General features: G+C 60.6%; 28 protein-coding genes, 1 tRNA gene and 2 pseudogenes. 23 read left to right on the top strand and 8 right to left on the bottom strand.

What is annotated here, in order from left to right; genetic code table 11:
* The 11 genes and pseudogenes from ACIQ2E_RS14840 to ACIQ2E_RS14790 form a co-directional block, all read left to right on the top strand.
* A partial coding sequence (locus ACIQ2E_RS14840) for a S1 RNA-binding domain-containing protein (RefSeq protein ID WP_398332229.1) occupies window positions 1-560 on the top strand: 560 nt, incomplete at its 5' end.
* A 6-nt stretch (window positions 561-566) separates the two neighbouring features.
* Window positions 567-1,358, top strand: a complete 792-nt coding sequence (locus ACIQ2E_RS14835; RefSeq protein ID WP_398332227.1) for an HAD family hydrolase — start codon at window positions 567-569, stop codon at window positions 1,356-1,358.
* 32 nt (window positions 1,359-1,390) lie between these two features.
* The gene (gene metK / locus ACIQ2E_RS14830) at window positions 1,391-2,659 is read left to right on the top strand and encodes a methionine adenosyltransferase (protein ID WP_398332225.1); all 1,269 of its coding nucleotides are present in this window, start codon (window positions 1,391-1,393) and stop codon (window positions 2,657-2,659) included.
* Window positions 2,649-3,929, top strand: a complete 1,281-nt coding sequence (locus ACIQ2E_RS14825) for an FGGY-family carbohydrate kinase (RefSeq protein ID WP_398332222.1) — start codon at window positions 2,649-2,651, stop codon at window positions 3,927-3,929. Before metK ends, ACIQ2E_RS14825 begins: the two co-directional genes overlap by 11 nt.
* Window positions 3,930-4,084: 155 nt before the next feature.
* A complete protein-coding gene (locus tag ACIQ2E_RS14820; RefSeq protein ID WP_398332220.1) occupies window positions 4,085-4,354 on the top strand; it encodes a DUF2470 domain-containing protein in 270 nt (89 codons plus the stop codon).
* Between the two features lie 51 nt (window positions 4,355-4,405).
* Complete coding sequence (locus ACIQ2E_RS14815; RefSeq protein WP_398332218.1) at window positions 4,406-5,077, top strand: ComF family protein; 672 nt, start codon at window positions 4,406-4,408, stop codon at window positions 5,075-5,077.
* A gap of 25 nt (window positions 5,078-5,102) precedes the next feature.
* Window positions 5,103-5,175 (top strand) — tRNA-Phe (locus tag ACIQ2E_RS14810).
* A 46-nt stretch (window positions 5,176-5,221) separates the two neighbouring features.
* Window positions 5,222-5,458 carry a hypothetical protein gene (locus ACIQ2E_RS14805; protein WP_398332216.1) on the top strand — a complete coding sequence of 79 codons (237 nt, stop codon included), beginning with the start codon at window positions 5,222-5,224 and terminating at the stop codon, window positions 5,456-5,458.
* Between the two features lie 39 nt (window positions 5,459-5,497).
* Window positions 5,498-6,091, top strand: a complete 594-nt coding sequence (locus ACIQ2E_RS14800) for a chromophore lyase CpcT/CpeT (protein WP_398332215.1) — start codon at window positions 5,498-5,500, stop codon at window positions 6,089-6,091.
* Between the two features lie 85 nt (window positions 6,092-6,176).
* On the top strand, window positions 6,177-6,344 hold the full coding sequence (locus ACIQ2E_RS14795; RefSeq protein WP_296444958.1) for a hypothetical protein: 168 nt from the start codon (window positions 6,177-6,179) through the stop codon (window positions 6,342-6,344).
* Window positions 6,344-6,571, top strand: a pseudogene (locus ACIQ2E_RS14790) (phycobilisome rod-core linker polypeptide); the annotation flags it as partial. The gene ACIQ2E_RS14795 and the pseudogene ACIQ2E_RS14790, both read left to right, overlap by 1 nt.
* A gap of 353 nt (window positions 6,572-6,924) precedes the next feature.
* Here the strand turns inward: ACIQ2E_RS14790 and ACIQ2E_RS14785 are convergent.
* The 3 genes and pseudogenes from ACIQ2E_RS14785 to ACIQ2E_RS14775 form a co-directional block, all read right to left on the bottom strand.
* Entirely contained in the window at window positions 6,925-7,272 is a 348-nt protein-coding gene (locus tag ACIQ2E_RS14785) for a hypothetical protein (protein WP_398332212.1), read from the bottom strand.
* Entirely contained in the window at window positions 7,247-8,056 is an 810-nt protein-coding gene (locus ACIQ2E_RS14780; RefSeq protein ID WP_398332210.1) for a hypothetical protein, read from the bottom strand. Before ACIQ2E_RS14780 ends, ACIQ2E_RS14785 begins: the two co-directional genes overlap by 26 nt.
* A 135-nt stretch (window positions 8,057-8,191) precedes the next feature.
* Window positions 8,192-8,488, bottom strand: a pseudogene (locus ACIQ2E_RS14775) (transposase); the annotation flags it as partial.
* 204 nt (window positions 8,489-8,692) lie between these two features.
* Here ACIQ2E_RS14775 and ACIQ2E_RS14770 point away from each other — a divergent pair.
* The 11 genes from ACIQ2E_RS14770 (at window position 8,693) to ACIQ2E_RS14720 (ending at window position 17,048) form a co-directional block, all read left to right on the top strand.
* On the top strand, window positions 8,693-9,283 hold the full coding sequence (locus ACIQ2E_RS14770) for a chromophore lyase CpcT/CpeT (RefSeq protein WP_398332208.1): 591 nt from the start codon (window positions 8,693-8,695) through the stop codon (window positions 9,281-9,283).
* 28 nt (window positions 9,284-9,311) lie between these two features.
* A complete protein-coding gene (locus ACIQ2E_RS14765; RefSeq protein ID WP_296444962.1) occupies window positions 9,312-9,731 on the top strand; it encodes a hypothetical protein in 420 nt (139 codons plus the stop codon).
* Window positions 9,698-10,285: a hypothetical protein gene (locus tag ACIQ2E_RS14760; RefSeq protein ID WP_296444963.1), complete on the top strand. Its 588-nt coding sequence runs from the start codon at window positions 9,698-9,700 to the stop codon at window positions 10,283-10,285. The genes ACIQ2E_RS14765 and ACIQ2E_RS14760 overlap by 34 nt, the downstream gene beginning before the upstream one ends.
* A 61-nt stretch (window positions 10,286-10,346) precedes the next feature.
* On the top strand, window positions 10,347-11,075 hold the full coding sequence (locus ACIQ2E_RS14755; RefSeq protein WP_398332205.1) for a phycobilisome rod-core linker polypeptide: 729 nt from the start codon (window positions 10,347-10,349) through the stop codon (window positions 11,073-11,075).
* A gap of 44 nt (window positions 11,076-11,119) precedes the next feature.
* On the top strand, window positions 11,120-11,791 hold the full coding sequence (locus tag ACIQ2E_RS14750) for a pentapeptide repeat-containing protein (protein WP_398332203.1): 672 nt from the start codon (window positions 11,120-11,122) through the stop codon (window positions 11,789-11,791).
* Window positions 11,792-11,903: 112 nt separating this feature from the next.
* Window positions 11,904-12,788, top strand: coding sequence for a phycobilisome linker polypeptide (locus ACIQ2E_RS14745; RefSeq protein ID WP_296444967.1), 885 nt, complete (start codon window positions 11,904-11,906; stop codon window positions 12,786-12,788).
* A 126-nt stretch (window positions 12,789-12,914) separates the two neighbouring features.
* Complete coding sequence (locus tag ACIQ2E_RS14740) at window positions 12,915-14,531, top strand: phycobilisome rod-core linker polypeptide (RefSeq protein WP_296444970.1); 1,617 nt, start codon at window positions 12,915-12,917, stop codon at window positions 14,529-14,531.
* 51 nt (window positions 14,532-14,582) lie between these two features.
* On the top strand, window positions 14,583-15,281 hold the full coding sequence (locus ACIQ2E_RS14735) for a phycobilisome rod-core linker polypeptide (RefSeq protein WP_398332200.1): 699 nt from the start codon (window positions 14,583-14,585) through the stop codon (window positions 15,279-15,281).
* Window positions 15,282-15,573: 292 nt separating this feature from the next.
* The gene (locus ACIQ2E_RS14730) at window positions 15,574-16,107 is read left to right on the top strand and encodes a phycobiliprotein lyase (protein WP_296444974.1); all 534 of its coding nucleotides are present in this window, start codon (window positions 15,574-15,576) and stop codon (window positions 16,105-16,107) included.
* Window positions 16,107-16,718 carry a chromophore lyase CpcT/CpeT gene (locus ACIQ2E_RS14725; RefSeq protein ID WP_296444976.1) on the top strand — a complete coding sequence of 204 codons (612 nt, stop codon included), beginning with the start codon at window positions 16,107-16,109 and terminating at the stop codon, window positions 16,716-16,718. Before ACIQ2E_RS14730 ends, ACIQ2E_RS14725 begins: the two co-directional genes overlap by 1 nt.
* Before the next feature lie 18 nt (window positions 16,719-16,736).
* The gene (locus ACIQ2E_RS14720; protein WP_296444977.1) at window positions 16,737-17,048 is read left to right on the top strand and encodes a CpeR family transcriptional regulator; all 312 of its coding nucleotides are present in this window, start codon (window positions 16,737-16,739) and stop codon (window positions 17,046-17,048) included.
* Here the strand turns inward: ACIQ2E_RS14720 and ACIQ2E_RS14715 are convergent.
* From ACIQ2E_RS14715 to ACIQ2E_RS14695, 5 genes are all read right to left on the bottom strand, one after another.
* Window positions 17,038-18,321: a HEAT repeat domain-containing protein gene (locus ACIQ2E_RS14715; protein ID WP_296444979.1), complete on the bottom strand. Its 1,284-nt coding sequence runs from the start codon at window positions 18,319-18,321 to the stop codon at window positions 17,038-17,040. The genes ACIQ2E_RS14720 and ACIQ2E_RS14715 overlap by 11 nt on opposite strands.
* Window positions 18,322-18,739: 418 nt before the next feature.
* Window positions 18,740-19,165, bottom strand: coding sequence for a DUF2656 family protein (locus ACIQ2E_RS14710; protein ID WP_296444983.1), 426 nt, complete (start codon window positions 19,163-19,165; stop codon window positions 18,740-18,742).
* An 85-nt stretch (window positions 19,166-19,250) separates the two neighbouring features.
* On the bottom strand, window positions 19,251-19,511 hold the full coding sequence (locus ACIQ2E_RS14705; RefSeq protein WP_296444985.1) for a hypothetical protein: 261 nt from the start codon (window positions 19,509-19,511) through the stop codon (window positions 19,251-19,253).
* Between the two features lie 12 nt (window positions 19,512-19,523).
* Window positions 19,524-20,183 (bottom strand): TVP38/TMEM64 family protein, encoded by a 660-nt coding sequence (locus ACIQ2E_RS14700; RefSeq protein ID WP_296444987.1) that lies wholly within the window; start codon window positions 20,181-20,183, stop codon window positions 19,524-19,526.
* 749 nt (window positions 20,184-20,932) lie between these two features.
* The gene (locus ACIQ2E_RS14695) at window positions 20,933-21,154 is read right to left on the bottom strand and encodes a hypothetical protein (protein WP_296444989.1); all 222 of its coding nucleotides are present in this window, start codon (window positions 21,152-21,154) and stop codon (window positions 20,933-20,935) included.
* Between the two features lie 621 nt (window positions 21,155-21,775).
* On the opposite strand from ACIQ2E_RS14695, the gene ACIQ2E_RS14690 reads away from it, so the two are divergent.
* Complete coding sequence (locus ACIQ2E_RS14690) at window positions 21,776-21,964, top strand: hypothetical protein (RefSeq protein WP_398332194.1); 189 nt, start codon at window positions 21,776-21,778, stop codon at window positions 21,962-21,964.
* Window positions 21,965-22,319 lie beyond the last annotated feature (355 nt).

Below are 22,319 nucleotides of genomic sequence, written 5' to 3'. Positions count from 1 at the left end.
TGTTCGCCACCAACCGTGGTGGTGCACTGGTGCGCGTGGAAGGCCTGCGCGGCTTCATCCCCGGCAGCCACATCAGCACCCGCAAGCCCAAAGAAGAGCTGGTGGCCGACTTCCTGCCCCTCAAGTTCCTTGAGGTGGATGAAGAGCGCAACCGCCTGGTGCTCAGCCATCGCCGCGCCCTGGTGGAGCGCAAGATGAACCGCCTGGAAGTGGGCGAAGTGGTGATCGGTACCGTCCGCGGCATCAAGCCCTACGGCGCCTTCATCGATATCGGTGGTGTGAGCGGCCTGCTGCACATCTCCGAGATCAGCCACGAGCACATCGAGACACCGCACACGGTGCTCAACGTGAACGACCAGATGAAGGTGATGATCATCGACCTCGACGCCGAGCGCGGTCGCATCTCCCTCTCCACCAAGGCCCTCGAGCCCGAGCCGGGCGACATGCTCACCGACCCCCAGAAGGTGTTCGAAAAGGCCGAGGAGATGGCCGCTCGCTACAAGCAGATGCTGCTCGAGCAGGCCGAAGACAACGAGCCCATGGGCGTCACCCTCGACTGATCCCTCATGGTGTGCCTGCAATTACGCGGCACGGTGCTTGGCGATGTGGATGCGGTGCTGTTCGACAAGGACGGCACCCTCAGCATCAGCGAGCCCCAGCTCCTCACCCTGGCCAAGGCCAGGGTTTTTCTTTGCCTTGAGCAGGCAGTGCCGGCCCTCGAGCCAGCGGCTCGGCTCGAGTTGCAGCCGCTGTTGGAGCGGGCCTACGGCCTGCGTTCAGAGGCGATCTGTCCGGCGGGCATCACCGCCGTGGCCAGCCGTGATCACAACCTGATTGCCACCGCCACCGCCCTGGTGCAGGTGGGCATGGGCTGGCCCGAAGCCCTGGCCCTCAGTGAGCAGGTTTTTCTGGAGGCCGATCAGCTCGATGCGCGCCGAGCCGCGGATCAGGCCGCTGCCACCAGCACCACCACCGAGGGGCTGCGCCATTGGCTGCAGCAACTCCAGGCCGCCGGGGTGGTGTGCGCCGTGATCAGCAACGACGACATGGCCGGCATCGAGCATTTCCTGGCCAGTCATCAGCTCGGGGCCTTCTTTTCTGGTTTGTGGAGCGCCGAGCATCGCCCCCGCAAACCGGATCCGGCTGCGGTGCATGGCCTGTGCGAGCAGTTGGGCGTGCGCCCATCGCGCTGCGCTCTGATTGGTGATGCCAACAGCGATCTGCGCATGGCGGTGGCGGCGGGGATCCCCCATCAGCTGGCCCTTGGCTACACCGCAGCTTGGAGCAGTCCACCGCCGTTAGCGGAGCCCCATCCGCTGATCCACAGCTGGAGTGAGCTCAGCCTCTCGGGCCCGTAGGGTGGTGAGCTATTTGCCTACCCGCTGAGCGAATGAGCAGCACCGCCGGGGCGCCATCGCGCTACGTGTTCACCTCGGAATCGGTGACCGAAGGTCACCCCGACAAGATCTGTGATCAGGTGAGTGATGCGGTGCTCGACGCACTGCTCGCCCAGGATCCTGCTTCCCGGGTGGCTTGCGAAACCGTGGTGAACACGGGCCTGTGCCTGATCACCGGCGAAGTCACCACCACCGCCCGGGTTGATTTCAACACCCTGGTGCGCGGTGTGATCGACAAGATCGGCTACAGCGGCGCCCGCGCCGGTGGCTTCGATGCCAACAGCTGCGCGGTGCTGGTGGCCCTGGATCAGCAGTCGCCCGATATCGCCCAGGGGGTGAATGAGGCCGACGACCACGCCGGTGATCCCCTCGATCTGGTGGGCGCGGGGGATCAGGGCATCATGTTCGGCTACGCCTGCGATGAAACGCCCGAGCTGATGCCGTTGCCGATCAGCCTGGCCCACCGCCTGGCGCGGCGCCTGGCGGAAGTGCGCCACAACGGCAGCCTCTGCTACCTGCTGCCTGATGGCAAAACCCAGGTGAGCGTGGTCTACGAAAACGACCAGCCCGTGGCGATCGACACGATCCTGATCTCCACCCAGCACACCGCTGAAATCGACGGCATCTCCGAGGAGAAGGCCCTGCGCGAGCGCATCTCCGCCGATCTCTGGCAACACGTGGTGGAGCCCGCTACTGCTGATCTCAACCTCAAGCCCGCCAAAGACAGCACCCGCTTCCTGGTGAACCCCACCGGCAAGTTCGTGGTGGGCGGCCCCCAGGGCGATGCCGGCCTCACCGGCCGCAAGATCATCGTGGACACCTACGGCGGCTACGCCCGCCACGGCGGCGGTGCATTCTCCGGCAAAGATCCCACCAAGGTGGACCGCTCCGCCGCCTACGCCGCCCGTTATGTGGCCAAAGCCCTTGTGGCGGCTGGTTTGGCCCGTAAAGCTGAGGTACAGCTGAGCTACGCCATCGGCGTGGCCAAGCCGGTGAGCATCCTGGTGGAGAGCTTCGGCACCGGCGCCATCAGCAACGCCGATCTCACCGCCCTGGTGCAGGAGCACTTCGATCTGCGCCCCGGCGCGATCATCGAAACCTTCGGCCTGCGCCAGCTGCCCCAGCAGCGCGGTGGCCGCTTCTACCAAGACGTGGCCGCCTACGGCCACTTCGGCCGCAGCGACCTCAACCTCCCCTGGGAGAACGTGGAGGCGATCGCCGCAACCCTGAAGCAGGCCACCGCCAGCCGCGTTGCTGCCTGAACGGCTCGGCCTGGGCGTTGACCTAGGCACCAGCGGCCTGCGGCTGGCGGTGGTGAATGCCGCCGGCCAGCTGCAGGCTGAGCACAGCGCCAACTACCCCGCGGCGTTTGAAGATCCCTGCGGCTGGCGCGATGGTTTGCGTGCCTTGTGCAGTGAGTTGCCCGGCGATCTCAGGGCGGCGGTGGCCGCCATCGCCATCGATGGCACCTCCGGCACCCTGCTGCTGTGCCGCCCGGATGGCGGACTGGGATCGGGCCCTCTAGCCCGGGCGCTGCCGTATCACCTGGCCTGCCCTGAGTGGGCTGAAGCGGTGGCGGCTCTGGTGGGTGAAGCCGGGGCACAGACGCCCGCCGCCAGTGCCACCGGCAGTCTGGCCCGGGCGCTGAGGTTGCTGGAGCAGGCTCGCCAGTGCCCCGAAGCGGGCCCCTGGTGGCTGCGCCATCAGGCCGACTGGCTGATGGGTTGGCTGCTGGGCGACTGGCGCTGGGGTGAGGAGAGCAATAATCTGCGCCTGGGCTGGGATCAGCACCAGGGCGCCTGGATGGGCCGCCTGGCTGAGCAGAGCTGGAGCACCGCGTTGCCGCAGATCTGTGCCTCGGGCGAAGTGCTCGGCCCGCTCAGCCCTGCCGCCGCTGCCGAACTGGATCTACCCCTCGATTGCAGGGTGGTGGCCGGCACCACCGATGCCAGTGCCGCAGCCTTGGCGGCCGATCTGCAGCCGGGCGATGGCGTGACCGTGCTCGGCACCACCCTGGTGCTCAAGCAATTCAGCGATCAGCCTCTGCAGGGCCCGGGCGTGAGTTGTCAGCGGGTGGCGGGCCGGTGGCTCGTGGGCGGCGCTTCCAATGCCGGCGCTGGCGTGCTGCGCCGCTTCTTCACGGATGCCCAATTGATGGAGCTCAGCCGCCAGATCGATCCACGCAGCAGCAGTGGCCTGCAGCTGCGGCCCCTGCCCAGGCCCGGCGAGCGGTTCCCGGTGGATGATCCGGCGCTGGAGCCGGTGCTCGAGCCTCGGCCGGTGAGTGATGCCCTGTATCTCCAAGCGCTGCTGGAAGGGCTGGCAGCGATTGAGCTGGCGGGCTGGCAGCGCCTGCAGCAGCTGGGGGCGCCCCCGGTGCAGCGGGTGATCAGCCTTGGCGGTGGTGCCCGCAATCCGCAATGGCGCGCGATTCGCCAGCGCCTGTTGGAGCGACCTGTGCTCAACCGCCCTCAGTGCAGCGCCGCTCTGGGTATGGCCAGACTGGCCATCTCCGCTGTGGCCGCACGATGAACTCCCGCCTGCGTGATTGGTTGGCCATGGCGCTGTTCGTGGTGCTCGCCGGCTATGTGGGCTTTTCCGGTGTGCGGTTGGCCTTGCTGCTCTGGCAGCGCTTCGGTGTGGCCTGAGCCCCCAGAATCGGGCCCTCTTCCCCTGCCACCCCACCCATGGCTGCCGATCCCCTCACCAGCGCCGTCAGCGAGCGCATCTGCAAGCACATGAACGACGATCACGCGGAGGCGGTGCTGGCCTACGCGCGTCATTACGGCGGTGTGGAGGCTCCTCAGCAGGCCCGCATGGTGGCGGTGCGGCCTGAAGCGATGGAACTGGAGGTGGATGGTGAGCGCCTCGCTGTGGCCTTCGATCACACCCTCAGCGACAGCGAAGACGCCCATCGCACCCTGGTGGCGATGCTCCGGGCGATGCCCCAGACCTGAAGGCTTTAGCCAGGGGCCGCGGGGAATGCTGTTGGAAGCAGCCTCTCGGCCATGTGGTTCTCCCTCTGGCGCCAGACGCTAGATCTAATCAGTGCAGCGCGTTGCCGCGCCTGCAGTGGTCCGATCGAGCCGGGCGTTGCTGATTTCTGTGAGCGCTGTCAGGGGCAACTCGCCCTGCCGGAGGGCGGACTGCAGGGGGATCAGCCACTGCTCTGGTGTGCCCTAGCCCCCTATGCCGGTTCGCTGCGGGCGCTGTTGCTGCGGCAACGCCCAAAGGTTGATCCTGCGTTGATCACTGCTCTCGGCATACGGCTGCACACCTGCTGCGCTTCGACGCTGTCCGGGGCCCTGGTGGTGCCGGTGCCCAGCTGGAAGCGAGCCGGCAATCCATTGCCCCTGCTGGTGGCGCAGGCTTTGGTGGCCGCTTCCGGAGGGGCGGCCGAGCTGGCTCCAGCACTGCTCTGGCGCACCCGTCCCACGCTGGGGCAGCACCATCTGGGCCGCAGCCTGCGCCGCTCCAATCTCCACAAGGCTTTCGCTGCTCTCGCCTGCCGAGATGCAGCGCCCCGGCCCCTGTGGCTGGTGGACGACATCCTCACCACCGGTGCCACCGCCTGCGCCGCCGCTGAAGCCCTCGCCACGGCTGGTCATGCGGTGCAGGGGCTGTTGGCGCTGGCCCGAACCCCAGCTCCCGGGCGGCATCGCGTTCCCGCCGTGATCTAGTATCCGCAGGTCGCCACGGCGACGGGCCGGGATAGCTCAGTTGGTAGAGCAGGCGATTGAAAATCGCCGTGTCCCCAGTTCAAATCTGGGTCCTGGCATTGCAAAAGCGCAGAACAGCGCTTTCAACCTCCGGCAAAAGCCACCATGCCGATTCGGATTCCTGAGAAGGCTGGCCAGCTGTTCGATAACGCCGACAGCTTCGCCATGGTGTTCGATGCCGCTTGGCGGCAGCTGCTCGGCCGCGCTGATGCCGCCAGCTTGAGCAGCGCCGACAAGAAGCAACAGGCGCTCGAGGCCTGCGCGGATCACCCGTTCATGCTCAGCAACCCCGCCATGGCGGATCAAGTGGCTGATTTCCGCATCCGTCTGCTGGGGCTCTGACCCACCCCATAGGTTCCGGCCCATCTCCCGCATTCAGCGATGTCCAGCCCCCTCGCTCGTCTGCTGCGCCAGTTGAGCGCTGGCTTCAGCAATCAGCAGCAGGCTTTCGACAATCCGCCGCTGTACGCCCACATCCTGGTGAAGTTCCGGCCGCTGCCCCAGCTGGAGCCGGGTTCGCTGCTGCTGGATCAGTCGTATGCAATCAACTCAGCTGCCCCCTATCGGCTGCGGGTGCTGCGGGCTGAGCAACGGGGCTCGGAGTTGCTGATCACCAATCAGGCCATCGCCGATGAGCAGCGCTTCTGGGGTGCGGTGGATGACGCTGATCAGCGAGCCATGATCACGGCCGCCGATCTCAAGCCCCTGGAGGGATGTGCCTATGTGGTGCGTGAAACCAGCGATGGCTTCATCGGTGAGGTGGAGCCGGGCTGTAAGTGCATGGTGGAGCGCAAAGGAGCGCTGTCTTATCTGGTGAGCAGCTTTGAGCTGAGCGGCCGCGGCATGCGCACCATCGATCGGGGCCACGATCCCGCCACCCATGAGCAGCTGTGGGGATCGCTAGCGGGGCCGTTTGAATTCGAGCGCACCGACGATTACAGCCACGAACTACCGGCCGATTGGCTGGCTGCCTGAGGAGCCGAGAGTTAAAGCTGTGTAAGGGGCTGTGAAGTTTGGCGGCGTGCCATCAATAGCTCCGCCGCTGGTTTTCTCTCCCGCTATGGCCCTCTCGCTGCTGGCCACCAAGCCGATCACCCAGAACGCACGGGTGAACAACTTCTGCATCGGCACGGATGAAGCACCGCGCATCCAAGTGGATGTGGATGAGCAGATCGAGCGTGCTTATCGCCAGATCTTTTCCACGCGTGCAAGGTGGATCGCGAGCTGATGCTCGAGATGCAGTTCCGCAATGGCGATCCCACGGCCCGTGATTTCGTGCGCGGTTTGCTGATCTCTTGCGAATTCCGCGATGGCTTCTACCGCTGCAATAGCAACTACCGCGTGAAGGAGCAGCTCGTGGGGCGCGTGCTCGGCCGCGAGGTGCACGGAGATTAAGAGCGCATCGACTGGTCGATCGTGATTGCCAATCAGGGGCTGGAAGGCTTTGTGGATGCCCTGCTGAATTCCCAGGAGTATCTCGAGGCCTTCGGCTTGGAAACCTTGCCCTATCAGCGCTCCCGCGTGTTGGCCGGCCATGCCAAGCCGCAGCTGCCCTTCAACCAGCACGCGCCTCGTTACAACGCCTACTGGCGCGATGCCAGCGCTCGCCGCGCCCCGGCCAACCCATTCGGCGGTGGCGGTGCGCAGTTCAGCGGCGGTCAGATTTCGGCGGCTTGGGTCGGCGGCCAACCTCCCAAATCGGCGCAAACCATACGGTGGCCCTCGCCGCCATCAGTGACCTGGAGGTGCTGCGGGTGCTGCTCACCTCGGCCAGCGCCATGCTTGGCACCGGCCCTGCCGGTTGAGCCTCAGGCGCTCAACTCATCCATGAAGGGCTGTTCCTCCTCCTCCTCGGGGAAGGGGTTCAGCTCCAGTTCAGGTTCGTTGAAGCCAGTGTCTTGAGCGCTGGCTTCCGGTTGGGGCCTTTGCAGCGGATGCACGCTGGCGCGCTGTGGTGCGCTTTGCTCAGTGAGCAGATCCTCCAGCCGCGCAATCCGCTCTTCGGTGGCGGTGAGCAAGTCGGCCGAATCGTGGCTGAGGGTGTTGCTTTGCAGGTGCTGCAACCCCTCCAGTTGACCCTCCAATGCGCTCAGTCGTTCCTCCAGTTCCAGCAGGCGCAGGGTGAGGGTTTCACTCACCAGGCTGAGGGCCTGCATCTGTTCGCTGAGCCGCAGTTGCAACGCTCCAGCACTGGGGGATGCGCTCGCTGACATGCCTTGGGCCGAAAAGGATCTGGCCGGATGGTACCGATGCTGGCCCAAGCTGCCAGGCCTGCGCTTTGTAACGCTTCTGAAAACGTCCTGAGGATGTCATCCGGCACCCATTGAATCTGGCTCTGATGACAACTGTGCTGGCAGCCGATCCGGTGCGGTGTTTGGCCGGCACACCACCGCAAAGCAACAGGGCGTTCTGGATTGCTTCTGAGAGGGCAACAAAGCTTTCGCCGCCGTGGATCACCTCCACATGGCACCAACCGGAATACGGCAGGCGGAAGCAAAACAGCCGGTGCTCGAGCGCCTCTCCTCCGATCGTGATGGGATCGCCCTTGAGCAGGGTGAAATCGGAGTTCCCGAGCACGCCGGGGCCGTGCTCCTGCAGGAACATCACCTCGCGGCTCGGCCCGTGCAGAGCCTTCCACTGCTCAACGCGGCGCTGCAGGGTGCGCTTGCGCCGGTACCACTCCTGGCCGGGGTGGCTTCGCTCGAGATGCAGCAGCAAGGTCTGGGGTTCGAGCTCTGGTGCCTTCTCCAGCAGGGTCAGCAATACGCTCTCCCACACCTTGGCCAGGGCATCAGCACGCGTACGCGATTGGCGCCGGCCCTGATGCTGTTGGCCTTGGCTCTGCAGTTCACCGCGGTCAATGCGCTGAGCACTTCGCGCCGAGATGTTTACCGCATCAGCAGCGATCTGCTGGCTCAGGCCAGGGGCCCGCTTGGCCATGTACTGCTCCTTGATCCGCAACGACAGAGAGAGAGGGGGCGGCGGCGGCTCCGGATCGCACTTGGAGCCCTATTGTCGCGATCTGAGACTCGCCTGTCTGATTGTCGCCGAACAGCCAAACGGCGCGGATTACTGAAATGCTTCCAGGCCGATGAAAAACTGCTGATACTGATTCTCCTTGATCTGGTCAACCATTTCTTCATCAGTCAGACCCATTCAGGTCTTGATGATCAGGGCGCCCAGTGCCATGCGAAATGGCTTTGCCGGGGCGCCAAAGCCCTTACAGAAACGAGCTGCATACTCATCTTCCAGTTCGTCCCACGGGATCAGCGCAGCCAGCTTGATCCAGCGATTGTCACCGGATAGTTTTCCTCCAAGTGCCAGGAAGAAGTCCTCGAGCGAGAGCTGATCACGATGCTCACGTCGGGTAATGCCAAAAGCTATGAGCGGCTTTTGGGCGCAAACGAGGCCGATCCGGTATATTTTAACTGGCATAGCTGCTCATGTCCATTGCGCTGCAGTGGATCTGGCCTTTCTCGGGAGGTCCAAAGTAGAACGCGTCGGCCTTGCATTGTTTCGCCTTGGGGCTTGACTGAATCAACAGAGTGCTATCGTGATTTCACTGATCTCAGTCAAGTGACAAAACTTGCTGGTGCGCTAACGCGAATGCTGTCGGGCAGCTTTAGTAATCAGGCTCAGGCATTTGAGAACCCACCGCTGTACGGAAATATTCTCGTTCGGATCCGTCCGGTTCCTCATCTTCGGGCCCATAGTCTTCTGCTTGAGCAGGCCTATGCGATTGCTCCAAATGAACCTTATCGGGTCAGAGTTCTGCGGCCCGCTTATCTCGAAGATAGGACGCTTTCTATTCTGAACTTTTCTATCGAGTCGCCTGAGCGTTTTTACGGCGCTGTTGAAGAGCCAGTAAGGCTCGCAGAGCTTGCTGAGGCTGATTTAAGGCTGCTGTCTGGCTGCACCTATTGGGTGGATCAGACCAGTGAGGGATTCATTGGAAAAGTTGAACCTGGTTGTAATTGCAAGGTATTTCGCAAAGGCCGTGACTCCTATCTGCTTAGCGAGTTTGAGTTGACCCCTCAAACGATGCAAACCATTGACCGCGGCTATGACCCAGTTACCCATGAGCACCTTTGGGGCTCTATTGCTGGTCCATTCCGTTTTGAAAAGCTTTGCGACTGGAGCCAAGAGGTGCCGACTAGTTGGAATTAGCCTTGTGAAGGCGACCCTCGGTTGAGCCATGAAGCGCCTGTTAGATTCCGAGATCGATCGGCTCCGTCTCCTGTCTGGCGGCGAACGTGAACTGCGGTTTGATCGGGACGGCGAAGTGCTGAGGATTGACTTGCGTGAAGATTATATACAAATGTGGCAAGATGAGGCCGCTAATAATGATAACGCTGTCAATCTTTTCTTGGCCTGCGAGAGTTCTGCCGGCAACCTTGAGGCGACAAAGTTGACTTGGGTTGTCGGATCGGCCATTCGTCCTGAGTCTGTTCAAACCAAAGAGGAGTTCACTCAGATTCTTTTGAGCCTTGGAGTTTCAGGGAACCTTGCTTCCTTGGCTCTTGAGCATTGTCCAGGTTTGATTAGCACGATTGCTTGGGCCCTCTATTTCGAAAGGCACGGATGGCTGACGGCAACTCCCATCTGCAATCTTTGATCTGTCGGGCCAAGGTCTTTAATCCCGATCTATTCATCGACTTCCCCGCTGACCTTCATCAAGCTCTCGTTGAGGCGAATAGCAGTAAGCGTCTGCTCAATGATGCTGAACTGACTCAATTCTCTGCTTATTCCAGACTCCCTTTTGAGCAGTTGTTGGTGCTCAGGCGTTTGGTTGAACCGTGTGTTCGCGAGGCCCGTGCTGCGTTGGCCTCGCGGCATCCGGAGTTGTTCGTTGCCGGTGGGGCCTTGGCGACCCCAGCGCGAGCCGAGGCTTGTTGGCGTGATTGCGAGAACTTCTTTCGGGTTGTGATTTATGCCGTTGCCGCAGCCCGTCCTCGCTTTAGTGATCAGCAGTCCATCGACGCCTTAAACGAGCTCTATGGCCTCATGGGCGTCCCGACAGAAGGACTCGCTTTTGCATTGAACCAATTGAGTGCTATCTCGATCGCATCCTTCGAAGCGCTGTACAGCCACTCCCCAGTTGGAGCTTTGCTTCAAGACTCTTTTAATAATTTACGTGAACTGCTTTTTGGGGCCTCTGTAAAGAGCTAAGAAGTTTTTTCAGGCACCTGCAGCGGCCTATTGCACTATGGTCGCAGCGCATTGATGGTTAATGGCTCTTCCCCTCCTGGAAGCCCCCTATTCCACCCAGAACTCCCGGGTTCCCCTAACGGCCTCCCTGCAAGGTAGTGGTGCCACCTATGATCAGGACGCGCGTAAGGCTCTTGTTGAAAAGTCATATAAGCAGATTTTCTTTCATGCCCTGAAAGTTGATCGAGAGCCCTATTTAGAGTCGCAATATCTCAACGGCTCGATTACTATAAAAGACTTTATTCGTGGCCTGCTTCTGTCTGGTCGCTTTCTGCGCGACTACTACCAGTGCAACTCCAACTACCGCATGGTCGACCAGGTCATTGGGCGTGTCCTTGGCCGTCAGGTCTATTCCAACGCAGAGCGACTGCGCTGGTCGATTGTGATTGCGGAGCAGGGCTTCCCCGCTTTCGTTGATCAGCTGCTGGATAGCGACGAATACCTGTCGAACTTCGGCCTTGATCGGGTACCCTCCCAGCGCTCCAGGCTCTTGCCTGGTCGTGCGATTGGCGAGCTGCCGATCTATCAGCAATTCCCCCGCTACGGCTCGGATTGGCGCGATGTGATGGCTCAGCGGGCCCCTGTGCCTGCTCAGGCTTGGGCGTCGACCGGTCAGGTTTCTGACGCTTGGGCCAATGGTCAGCCTCCGGCTTGGGCGCTGAAGGTCTGGCTTGCCGTCGCCATCGTTGGCGGTGTCGAGATCACCCGTGTGTTGCTGACTGTCGCTCTGGGGGCCCTCCGCCACACCTGATCTCTTCGGACCCTTAGCGTTTCTCCTTGACGTCACTGAATCCAGTGCTCGACCTTCTGCAGTGGCAGCCCCCTGAAGACCTGCTGCCAACGGTTGGTTTTGGGGCGCCCCTGGATGCTCGAGGTGCCGATTGGAGTGGGCGGGATCTCGCTGGAATTGATCTTCGAGGGGCGGCCCTCTGCCGGGTCGATTTGCGTGGCGCTGATCTCAGCGCCTGTGACCTCGATGGTGCTGACCTGCGTTTGGCGCGTTTTGACGTGTTCACGCGCTTCCCTGAAGGGTTTGACCACCGCTCATCGGGAGCCGTTGGTCCTGGGGCCAAGCTGAACGGCGCTTTTCTGAATAGTGCGGACCTGCGCGGCTTGGACCTGCGTAGCTGCAACTTGATGGGGGCTTATCTCAGCGGAGCAGACCTCAGTGGTTCGCTGCTGGATGGCGTTCGCTTGGTCGGCGCTGACCTGCGTCATGCTGTTTTGCGGGGTGCTTCCTGTGTGGGCGCCAGCTTCTCGTGCTGTCAGTTGGACTTTGCCGATTTCAGGGCTGCCGATCTGAGCTCCGCCCGCCTCGAGGGCGCTGAGTCACTCTCTGGAGCTGATTTTTCGGGTTGCTTGGGACTCGACGCCGAGCGCTCTGCACTGCTGTCGAGGCCTTACAAGGAGTTGGACACCTGGAACCCCTTGACCCGTGAGACGACGCGGACCAGCCTCGAGGCCTAGGGCTTCGTTGAGTCACGCAACGTTGAGAAACAATTGGTTGATCTTTATGAAGGCGGGAGGCTCCTCGTTTCCTTTTCCCTGAGGATGATTCAGCTGATTACGTCCGCAGTCCATGCCCTTCGGTCCTGCCTCTCTCCTTGGGGTTGAGCGCTTTGTTCAAGAGAGTGAAGCCCCCCTCGAGCTCATCCCTGGTGATGACGACGCCAAGAAAGAACAGATCATCACGGCTGTTTACAAGCAGGTCCTAGGCAATGCCTACGTGATGGAGAGCGAGCGCCAGCTCGTCGCCGAATCCCAGTTCAAGCTTGGCGAAATCAGCGTGCGCGAATTCGTGCGCAGAATTGCTAAGAGCGAGCTCTATAAAGCCCGTTTCTTCGACGCTTGCCCCCGCTATCGCTACATCGAGTTGGCATTTCGTCACCTGCTGGGCCGCGCTCCTGTTGATTTCCAGGAGATGCGGAATCACGCCGAGCGCCTCGATGCCAAGGGCTACGACGCTGACATCGATAGCTTCCTCGATTCAGACGACTACCAGAACACCTTCGGTGAGTGGACCGCCCCCTACCAGCGAGGATGGAAGACCGAGAGCTGCGGGACCATGCAGGAATTCACATGGAGCTTCCAGCTTCTGCGCGGTAACAGCAGCAGCAGCCTGAAAGGTGATCTGGCTGGCATCTCCAGCAAGTTGGGCGGCGCCGCCTACCAGAACCGTCCCATGTCGGTTGTCCCTCCATCCTCGGCGAACTCCCAAGGTTTCAGCTTCCGTCCTTCGAAGAACCTGGCCGACGCGGTAACCCGTGTTGGTGTGGGTGCGTCCGACCAAGGCAAAACCTTCCGCGTCGAGGTCACGGCCTACAGCGCGAACAATGTGCGTCGCGTGTCCCGTTACACCCGCAGCAACCGCGTGTATTACGTGCCCTTCGACAAGCTCTCCGAGCAGTTCAAGCGCATTCACCGCGAGGGCGGAAAGATCGCCAGCATCACCCCTGTGAGCTGATCGTCAGGCCCTCGCTTCAGAACGAGGGCCACCAAAAGCTGGATGACTGAGCAGCGCCAACTGCTCAGTCATCTCAGGGAGCGAAACCTGCCATCTGACCAAGGATCTCCCCCATCTAATTTTCCCATGCCTGCCAATCGTTCGAAATCCCTCGGCTTTGGTGCCACCCAGCTGATCGAGGGTCCGGTCTCCTACAGCCGCACGCGCATTCCCGCCGGCGACGCGGCGCTGACCAACGGCTCCTTCCGGAATCAAGACCTCTCGCCCGCCCGTGACGAGTTCGCTCCGGACGACGAGACGGCCCTCGCCTTTGTCATTCGTGCGGCCTATCGCCAAGTGTTTGGCAACGTGCAGCCGATGGAGAGCGAGCGCTGCATCAGCGCGGAGTCCCGTCTGCGCCAAGGCGAGATCACGGTGCGTGAGTTCGTTCGTCAGCTGGCCAAATCCGAGTTTTATCGCTCCCGCTATTTCGAGGCGGTTGGCCCCCATCGATCTGTGGAGCTGAGCTTCAAGCATCTGCTGGGCCGCGGTCCCTCCACCGAGGCGGAGATCACCGCTCAAGTGGCCCAGATGGCCACCGGCGGTTTCGACGCCGCGATCGATCAACTTCTTGATTCCGACGAGTACTTCGCGGCCTTCGGTGAGGACACGGTTCCCTACGCCCGCAGCTGGGCTTCGGCTGCAGGGATGCCCCAGGTCAGCTTTAACCGCATCGCTGTCCTCGAGCAAAACTTCGCCGGTAGCGATACAGCCATTGGCGCCAGCAGCCAGCTGCTCGGGAACCTCGCCCAGGGCAACCGGCTCGCCATCAAGGTCCCGGCCCAGGTCTACCGGAGTGCTGGCGCTGCTGGTGGCTTCTCGGGCACCGGCTCAGCACGCACCGCCTTTACTGCGGTGAAGCGTGCCCTCTCCGATGGAGGCGATAGCGCACCTATCCGCGGGGATCTGTATGTCGGCTTCGGCCTGGGTCAGCGGGAACAGGAGGTCTTTGCACGCACGTCCGGTGATTCTGCCGGTCAGATCCAGGCGCTGATTCGCGCCTCCTACCGCCAGGTGATGGGTAACCCCCACCTGATGGAGAGTGAGCGCAACCTCACGGCAGAAAGCAAGTTCGCCGAGGGCGTCTCCAGCACCCGGGAATTCGTTCGAGCCATTGCCCTCTCTGCGGAGTACAGCCGTCGCTTCTTTGAAAGCAACGCTCCTTACCGCTTTGTCGAGCTGAACTTCAAGCATCTCCTTGGTCGTGCCCCCACCTCCCAGGCCGAGGTCAGCGAGCACATTCAGCGGCTCGCCAACGATGGCTACGAGGCCGAGATCAACAGCTACCTCGACTCCCCTGAATACCAGCAGACCTTTGGTGAGGACACGATTCCTTACCAACGCATTGCAACGGAAGCTGGTCGCTCCCAGGTGGCCTTCAACCGTCATCTTTCCCTGTCCCAGGGCTACGCCGCCAGCGATACGGTTCAGTCCGCCTCCAGCCTGGTCGCATCGGTGGCCACGAACAGTGTCCCAAGCAATTGGAACTCCACGACACAGCGCATCAACCGCGTTGCAGCCGCCTCGGGTACCACCGAAGCCACCGGCAAGCGCTACCGGATCGTCGTTCAGGCTCAGCCGGCAGGTGGTCGCCAGCGCACCCCTAACGCCAGCTATCTGGTGTCGGGCAAGGATATGACCTCTCAGCTGGGGTACATCCATCGCCGTGGCGGACGGATTGTCTCGATCACCGAGGTGATGTGATCCATTCTTGATCACGTCAAAAGCGATTGAAAACTCCACCTACCTCTTCAAATGACTGATTCCACCGCCGTAATTCGAGCTGCCTACCGTCAGGTGTTCGGCAACGCTCACCTGATGGACGAGGAGCGCTGCGCTTCTGCGGAAAGCTTGTACGTGAACGGTGACCTCACAGTTCAGGGTCTGGTCACCGCCTTTGCCCAATCCGACACCTACCGGCGCTTATTTCTCGAGAAAAACGGTCCCTACCGTTTCGTTGAACTCAACTTCAAGCACCTGCTGGGCCGTGCACCCCAGAGCCAGGCCGAAGTCAGCGAACACGTTCAGCGTCTCGCTAATGAAGGTTATGAAGCTGAGATCAACAGCTATACCTTCAGCGACGAATACATCCGGGCTTTTGGTCTCGATCATGTGCCTTCGATGCGTGGGGCATCCACTCAGGTCGGTCTGAGCAATCTGAGCTACACCCGTTCAGTCGTGATGGATTCCGGCTTTGCCGGTTTCGATGGCTCCAGCCAATCCCGTTTGACCCTCAGCATTGGCACAGCCTCTGCGCCAGCCACTGGGCCCAAGCTGCCTGGCCCTGGTGGCCGGGACAGCAAGCGCTTCACGATCAGGTGGACCACCGCCACACCGGTCGGTGTACGCCGACGTTCTGTGCAGACCAGCACAGCTCCCTACAGTTCCTTGAGCGAGGTCATGCAAGGCATTCACCGTCGCGGTGGCCGTATCCTTACTGTTGCGAACACTTAATCATTGACGCCTTGGGCCCCAGTCCAGCTTGGCTCTGAACGATGATTGACCCCGGAAGGTTGCCTTCCGGGTTTTTCTGTGGCCTACAGGCGCTCTACACGTCAACTCTGATGAACGCGAATTCCTCACGTCAGCGTGATCGTCGATCCAATTTTCAGGACAAAGTTTCAGATTCTGCCTCCCAGGCTGAATCTGCCATTTCGATGATGGTCGAGTCGTTGGTTCATATGGTACAGAACGCACGCAACGGTTCTGCCTCCAGCTTTGACGAGCGCATCTGAGCTTCGACTTAATGGATTTGGCGACGTTCGTTGAGCGCAGCGAAGGGACTTGGCGCTCAATGCGCAGTGGCCATTCCCTGGCCTTTCAGCAGTTTGAAGAGGTTCTCAGCCAGATCAAGATCGAGCGCCTTTCCCCCGCTGATCCGCAGGTTGTTGAGCTTCTTGAGTCCACCTCCCAGGATCCTGGGTTGATTCAGTCTCCGTTCCGAATGGAATGGAGTGCAGAGAGCGACTGGGAACCTGATGACCCCTCTGAGGTCTCCAGTGGATCCTGTGTCTTGGTGCCGGTCCCTGCTGATCCAAGTAGTGGCAGCCTGCTGCGCAGTGTTGGCTATGCCGAGGCTGAGCAGGCGATCTCTTCTTACCGCTTTCTCTCGGACGGCACGTTTGTGTTGAGCACAAAGTACGGCCAGTCCATCGCGGAGGAGCGCATCTGGTTCGTTTCTGAACATGTGCGCTGTCGCTCCTCTGTTCTCCGTACGTCAGAGGGCTCGGGTGTCCTGCAAACATCCTTTGCTTCTGAAGTCAGGAGGCTGACGCTCTGATGCACGAGTCGCTTCTTTTCGCCCGCACACTCTGCGGTCACTACAGCAATCGCGATCAGGCCCAGGCTGACCCGAGCAAGTTTGCTCACATCAATATTTTCTTTTTACCGCTTCCCTGGGAGGTGTTTCAGGGCCCAGGCTTCTACTCAGAGCAAAGTTATGACCACGATCCTTGGCGCCCGTACCGCCAAGGCGTTCATCGCTTGCGCGAAGGCCAAGCTGGAGCCCACGTTGTTGAGAACTTTGGTCTGAGCAATCCCGAGCGTGTTGCTGGTGCGCCGCAACACCGCTCACTCCTTAACGAAATCAAGAGTGATCGCCTGCAACCGCGCTGCGGTTGTTCGATGCATTTCAAGGGTGACGCTCAGCGGGGTTACGAGGGCTCGGTTGAGCCAGGTAAGGGCTGCTTGGTCCCCCGCGATGGCAAGCCCACTTATCTCGTCAGCGAGGTCTTCGTCGATCAGACCTCCTGGTCGAGTCGGGATCGGGGGTTCGACCCCGACACCGATCAGTTGGTTTGGGGTTCAGAGCATGGATTGCTCAAATTTGAGCGCTTGGCTTTTCTTGCGGACCATCTTCAAGATGACTGGCTCGTTGGCCTGAGCGACTAGTCGTCAGGGGGTTGTCTGATGCCGGTTTCTCCATCCGAGAACCAGTTGCGCGTATGGATTCGCTCCCAACATTTGATTTGCTTAGGAACGGATTTCATTTTTGAAACGGTTGATCAGGCTCAACTGGAGCGTTTTGAGCGCTGTTTGGAGGCCATCGGCGGTTTGATCCGCACGGTGGAGGCCGTTGGGAACTGGCCGATGGGACCGAATCGCGCCTTCAAAATCCTCCGGGCCACGGCCAGTGTGCCCCGGCCAGGGGGCGAGAAGCTTGTCCAGTATTGGGCTTCCCGCGGCTCAAGCCAGACCCGCTATAGCGAGATCAGTCGTTAAACGACTCGATCCTTGCCGTGACAAACGGGTTCGGATCGCTCCTGTGGATTGGTTGTAGTCCAAGCTGTTCCATCGCCATTATCGCCGCATACCGGCTTTCCCAAAACGGCGTCTGCTCGGGATCACTCCAACGTCCGAGCTCTTCATGGCATCGCTTGGGCAGAACTGTTGCCAGAGTCAAAATTGCGGCCGGTTTTGATTTCATGAACTGCGGACGCAGCGTGTCTGCGGCATCCAGCAACCAGTTCTCAATCACGCTCAGGGCAGCCTCGGGCCAATCCACGAGTTCTCGAAACAGGTGGATAAAGAAATAGTGGGCTCCGTAGTCGTTATGCGCTTCTTCCTCCCAACGCTGCTGGATTAATGGCCAGAGGGTCGTTGCAGATTGGCCCTTCAGGGTTTGAAGCGCGAGATAACAACGACTGAAGTCCGTGCCAAAAAATTCCTGTAGCAGGAAGGCTTGTTCTGGAGCTTGGTCATACCGATGCACCAGGACTAGATCTTCAGGCTCGTCCTGCAACAGTGCATCGATTGCTGTGGTTAGCGATAGACCCATGCACTCTTTTGCCCCTTCCGGCCAAAGGGCTTTGAGGGCTCTTGAGCGAAAGGCTGGAGAGACCGGTGCTTTCAGCACACTCGGCAATAGCTCGAGCGAATGGGCGTCGATGAGATCCTGGATAGCTGCCTGGCGATCCATCTGGTTTGGCAACACCAGGTGATCCTCGATGGCCTCGAGATGGTCTCGCTCGTCAATCAATTGAGCCATTGCCGCTCGGGCGGCGCCGCGGACACCTGGTTGCGGGTCTTCGATCAAGGGTCTGATGCTGGCGGCGGCCTCTTTGACCCCTAGGCCGGCCAGGCTTTGGATCACGACCCGCCTGTTCTGCGTTTCATCCTGGAGTAGGGCGATCAGGCGCTGATGCAGTGCCTGATCTCGGCAGTTGAGCTGTTGCAGTGCCCAGGCGCTGTTCTCCACTAGGTAGATGTCGTCGCTGTTCAAGCAATCGCCGATGACGGGTATGGCTTGCTCAGCCTTGAGATGACCCAGGACTTCCACCGCTTTGCGTTGCGCGAGTCTGGTGGATTGCTCGTCGCTGGGTTTCTTGAGCAGGGCGATCAGGGCTGCCTCGGAGGTCTCCCCTGGGAAATTGATCAGGTGAGAAGCCGCCATGTAGTAGTCGCTAGCGGCGTCAAGCTCTGCCTCAGGAAGCGTGAGGATGCGCAGAGCCTCTTCGTGCGACAAGCCCAAGTGGATGTTGTTGAAGCGACTCACCGATGCAACCTGCGACGCGCGCAGACGTTGAACACAGCGTCGACTTTGCTGCCTCAGGGGCCCTGGCCGCGCCCTCGTTAAGAACTGTCTACGGGCTGGCTTCGCCGACGGGACCCCGGCACCCTTAGGTCAGTCAACAGAAGGAACCCATGGGTCCGTCGCTCACCAATGCTCTGACTGTGACAACGGCCATTGGCACCGGCTTGTCACTGGCCACTCCCCGTCAGTTCCGCGTTCCCGTCGCCGCGCTTTCCCAAGCGATGCGCGCCATGCGGCAGAACGGATCCGCTGTCGTTGGGGTGCAACACCATTCCCAGCTCCAACTGGCGAGCGGCGCCTCCCACGAGCCCGAGCAACCCTGCGAAGCGGTTACTCAGACCGAAGCCAAGCCCCGTCGCCGGAACCGTAAAAAGCAGGGTTAGCCCCTCGCTTCAAACACTCCATCAGCGGGACGGCCTGCTTTGAGTCCGTCCCAATTGATGGTCTTGAGGAACGCGTCTCCGTTCGGCGTCTCCACGACGTCGACCCCCCAGCTTCCCTCTTGGAGCGGTGATCCCGGTATCCCCGGATTGTCCTTGCGTCCGCCCAAAGCCAGAAGCTCATGGTCTGCGCCATGCCCCAACGTCTGTCGCATGGCACGCCAGGCGCGAGGCAGTTCCACAGCTAGGGCAGTGGCTTCGAGCTCTGAATCAATCCTCACGAGCCAGTGGGGGTGCTCGAGGGCTTCAGCTGCGCTGATGTGCGGGCTGCTTGCTTTCAGCGTTTCCGCCAGCACTGCGGGGGGCAAGCTTGGTACGGCTTCCGAGTGAACCTGCAGGTTGTGGGAGAGAACGAAGCAGGTCATGTCAGCTCGAGGGCGACGTAGACCTTAAAGCTTGTGACCTGTGGTTGAGACGGTGATCTGGCTTGGTGCTCCAGGATCCCGATCCTCAGGGCTCTTCAGGCTGAGAAGCCTCGCCTTGAGAGCGGCGAATCAGCTCGGCGAGCATCTCCAATTTGGAATTTTCTGATTCAGAGGCACGGGTGGCCATCCAAGCCCGTGCCGCTTTTTGCTGGGCCAGCTGTTGCACAAGCAGTAGAGCCATTTCCCGGAGCTCTTCGAGGTCCGTGCAGTCATTGATCAGACGAACGAGCTTCTCACTTTCGAAAGAGGATTCAAGTGAGTGCTTGATCGGGTCCATCGAGGCCATGGATAAAAACGGTTAGTCCTTGGTCTGTTTCAGTGTGGCAAAACGACGGCGAACAGTGCGCTGGATAAACGCTAGAAGAAACACGCCCACAACCGCTGCGACCAAGGTGGCTTTCCCGCTGTCGAAGACACCAGCGCCAAGGGCAACAATCGGCAGGTCACTCACGACGACACTCAGGACTAAGGCAGGGAAGAAACGCTGCGGCGAGGTTCCAGCAAGCCCGAGGCCGTAACTCACGAAATCGAAAAACCCGGTCATCAAGAGACCAGTCATCAACAAAAAATTTGACTCAAGCCTGGAGCTGCTGAAACGCTCCACCACAGACATGGCCTTCTCCCCAACCAGTCGGCGCACAGGTCCTCTTCCCCAGTGGCGAGCCAATCCAAAAGCAAAGGAACAAGCGACGACATCGGTGACGGCGATCGTCAAAAAGCCGGCCTTAAAGCCAAGAAGAGCTCCCGCCAACAGGGAGTAAGCGGTGCTCGGCAAGGCCGGCAGAACAATGCTGACTCCGCGCAGCAGCATGATCCCGAGGGGTGCCCAAACACCCATGGCGCCAACGGCTTGACGGATCGGAGGCATGACATGGGCTTGAGCCAGCAGGGTCAGGCCAACAAACCCTGCCAGCACCAGGAGGACCAGCAGCACTCGACGCAGCGACGGGACGCTCAAGGTTCCTCGGGAGGGCACAGTCCAGTATTTTTTCACAACCACTTCAACCAACCAGACTCGCTACACTTCCCGTATCGAAGAGCTCATGAATAATTCAATGGAGGAGCAATAAATGCTAGATAGTCGACAGCAGATCGACCTGCGTGAACGGCAGAAAGCTCATCTAATCAAGGCTAACTCTGGGGAGTGGAAGAGCATTTTTGTTCGCATTGGCTCCAATCGAATTGAGCTTGAGCGCTTTCCATGTCGCCTCAGCGTGGTCGAAAAGAGCGGCTTGATCGAAGCTCAACTGACTTATCTGTCGTCGGGGAAAGTCGCGCGCTCCGCCTTTCGCGACATACCCGATTCAATGCAGATTCAGGCCGCTGGGCATTGGTCTCTCGGCCCCCAGTTCCTCACGCAAGAGTTTTGGACCACTGAGTTCTGCCTTTGTGGACCCCACGAGCGCCGTAGATCGGTGGTCCGTCAACGCCGTGACGGGCTGGAGTCGTTGGTTGTGATCGTGGAATGGAGAGCCGGGTATGCGTGTCCCCCTCTCTTGCCTGGGAGGGAAGGATCCCTCTGCCTTGAGCAATCCAGGGGCGACGCCACCTCGACCTTTGCAGTCATGGGCGAGGGCCTCCCACTTGGCTTGGGGCTCACGATTTCCCATACCCCTGAAGAGCAATCAACCACCTGGAGTTGGGACTCAGCGTCCATCACCCGGCGATACGGCTCAGATCGTCAACTCATACGGGAATCGGTGATGACTAGCCCTTCCTGAATTCCCGCAGGACCTCGGCATCTTTCTCCGGATCGATGCTCAGATCCGTCAAAACCAGTGCCTTGCCAATCGTGTTGATGGCGCACTCAATGGCGGCCAAGGACTCAGCACCGGCCGCACTCTTGCGGGCAGCGCGAATGACCGCTGGGGTGACAAACGCTGCAGCCTCATTGAGTTGAGTCGCAATCTGAGCCAATTGCTCATCCATCGTCGAGGGGGCCAGGGAGGTCGCCTTTGAGCATCTCATTGGCCGCCAGCCTCCGAAAGCATCGTGAGAAAATGAGACTTGCGCGTCTAGGCCCGTGTCATCACCCATGAAATCAAGGCTTTCCAGGCTTGCGCGTGGTGCAAGGGGCGGCAGCCATAGCTGTCTTCCGGCTCGGGCTGCAGCGGCATTTCACTGCCCCGAGCGCAGCGAAATGCTCACCACCTTTCTTTTGGTTGGCTCTTGGTCGTCAAGGACCCGGTTCGGGCGACTACCCCTCACGCTCAACCGCTGGGGGCAGTTCTGCGCAATGCGTGGCCCTGGGCTCTTGAGGGAGCTGCAAGTGTTCAATCGCAAGTCGGCGCCAGCGGTCATCACAGAGGCCAGGGGCCTTCCGCGTGGTCATTCGGCGGTTGCGCTGTGAGGCCAAGAAGCCCCGCAAACGGGCAAAAAAAGAGCCCCAAAAGGGGCTCGACGCATTTCTCTTGGTAAGAATCTAAAGAAAATCCGGCAGGCGATCAAGCGAGATCAATGACGCTAACAGAGGCGATAAGGCTGACTTATTCCTCGGTCTGTGAGGCGGCTCTGGCGGGCGCAACAATGGATCACCGAAGTCTTCCCCCAGTGGATCAAGCCTGGAAAGAGAGTGAGCAAGTCCGGCTTGAGAAGGTGCTGGGCATCGCGATGGCCAGTGGGAACAAAGAAATGCAGGCCAGCATCGAACGGGAGCTCGAAGCCCTCAAGCGCGAAGAGCCCTCCCCGCTGATCGCGGAATACCTCAACGAGAACGGAGAGATCCGTGCCGATCTCTAGCGCGCAGCTTACGTCGGGAATTCATTCAGCTCGGCCAGGGGATCCGGTCGCCCCTCGGCAATCGCTTTTGCCCGGGCGTAAAACCAGCTCCCCGCGGAATCAGACCGCACCAGGCTGGCGGCGATTTTGAGCCACTTCGCGCGCGATACTGGATCCATCTTAAGCCCTAAACACCCGAAACCTTCGTGGGCCCAGGGCCGCAGCGCGAGCCTGTTGGGGTTCGGGTCCCCGAAGGCGCTGACAGGATCCACGTCACGACCGCTCAATCTGTAAAATTTTGTAAAGACATGCCCCCGTTGTGTCCCAGCGCTTTGGTGTTATCGGCTGCGGCTACGTGGGTTCTGCGGTTTGTAGG

Source organism: Vulcanococcus sp. (genome assembly GCF_044369115.1).
Classification (GTDB): Bacteria; Cyanobacteriota; Cyanobacteriia; order PCC-6307; family Cyanobiaceae; genus Vulcanococcus.
This window is presented reverse-complemented; position numbering and strand designations above follow the sequence as displayed.

Excerpts from the sequence above, each read along its gene's own strand:
- ACIQ2E_RS14710 (WP_296444983.1), bottom strand. The coding sequence starts at position 19,165 with ATGACCTGCTTCGTTCTCTCCCACAACCTGCAGGTTCACTCGGAAGCC.
- ACIQ2E_RS14720 (WP_296444977.1), top strand. The coding sequence starts at position 16,737 with ATGCCGGTTTCTCCATCCGAGAACCAGTTGCGCGTATGGATTCGCTCC.
- ACIQ2E_RS14735 (WP_398332200.1), top strand. The coding sequence starts at position 14,583 with ATGACTGATTCCACCGCCGTAATTCGAGCTGCCTACCGTCAGGTGTTC.
- ACIQ2E_RS14800 (WP_398332215.1), top strand. The coding sequence starts at position 5,498 with ATGTCCAGCCCCCTCGCTCGTCTGCTGCGCCAGTTGAGCGCTGGCTTC.
- ACIQ2E_RS14780 (WP_398332210.1), bottom strand. The coding sequence starts at position 8,056 with ATGGCCAAGCGGGCCCCTGGCCTGAGCCAGCAGATCGCTGCTGATGCG.
- ACIQ2E_RS14835 (WP_398332227.1), top strand. The coding sequence starts at position 567 with ATGGTGTGCCTGCAATTACGCGGCACGGTGCTTGGCGATGTGGATGCG.
- ACIQ2E_RS14740 (WP_296444970.1), top strand. The coding sequence starts at position 12,915 with ATGCCTGCCAATCGTTCGAAATCCCTCGGCTTTGGTGCCACCCAGCTG.
- ACIQ2E_RS14705 (WP_296444985.1), bottom strand. The coding sequence starts at position 19,511 with ATGGCCTCGATGGACCCGATCAAGCACTCACTTGAATCCTCTTTCGAA.
- ACIQ2E_RS14820 (WP_398332220.1), top strand. The coding sequence starts at position 4,085 with ATGGCTGCCGATCCCCTCACCAGCGCCGTCAGCGAGCGCATCTGCAAG.
- metK (WP_398332225.1), top strand. The coding sequence starts at position 1,391 with ATGAGCAGCACCGCCGGGGCGCCATCGCGCTACGTGTTCACCTCGGAA.
- ACIQ2E_RS14805 (WP_398332216.1), top strand. The coding sequence starts at position 5,222 with ATGCCGATTCGGATTCCTGAGAAGGCTGGCCAGCTGTTCGATAACGCC.
- ACIQ2E_RS14815 (WP_398332218.1), top strand. The coding sequence starts at position 4,406 with ATGTGGTTCTCCCTCTGGCGCCAGACGCTAGATCTAATCAGTGCAGCG.
- ACIQ2E_RS14725 (WP_296444976.1), top strand. The coding sequence starts at position 16,107 with ATGCACGAGTCGCTTCTTTTCGCCCGCACACTCTGCGGTCACTACAGC.
- ACIQ2E_RS14765 (WP_296444962.1), top strand. The coding sequence starts at position 9,312 with ATGAAGCGCCTGTTAGATTCCGAGATCGATCGGCTCCGTCTCCTGTCT.
- ACIQ2E_RS14795 (WP_296444958.1), top strand. The coding sequence starts at position 6,177 with ATGGCCCTCTCGCTGCTGGCCACCAAGCCGATCACCCAGAACGCACGG.
- ACIQ2E_RS14730 (WP_296444974.1), top strand. The coding sequence starts at position 15,574 with ATGGATTTGGCGACGTTCGTTGAGCGCAGCGAAGGGACTTGGCGCTCA.
- ACIQ2E_RS14695 (WP_296444989.1), bottom strand. The coding sequence starts at position 21,154 with ATGGATGAGCAATTGGCTCAGATTGCGACTCAACTCAATGAGGCTGCA.
- ACIQ2E_RS14755 (WP_398332205.1), top strand. The coding sequence starts at position 10,347 with ATGGCTCTTCCCCTCCTGGAAGCCCCCTATTCCACCCAGAACTCCCGG.
- ACIQ2E_RS14760 (WP_296444963.1), top strand. The coding sequence starts at position 9,698 with ATGGCTGACGGCAACTCCCATCTGCAATCTTTGATCTGTCGGGCCAAG.
- ACIQ2E_RS14745 (WP_296444967.1), top strand. The coding sequence starts at position 11,904 with ATGCCCTTCGGTCCTGCCTCTCTCCTTGGGGTTGAGCGCTTTGTTCAA.
- ACIQ2E_RS14785 (WP_398332212.1), bottom strand. The coding sequence starts at position 7,272 with ATGCAGGCCCTCAGCCTGGTGAGTGAAACCCTCACCCTGCGCCTGCTG.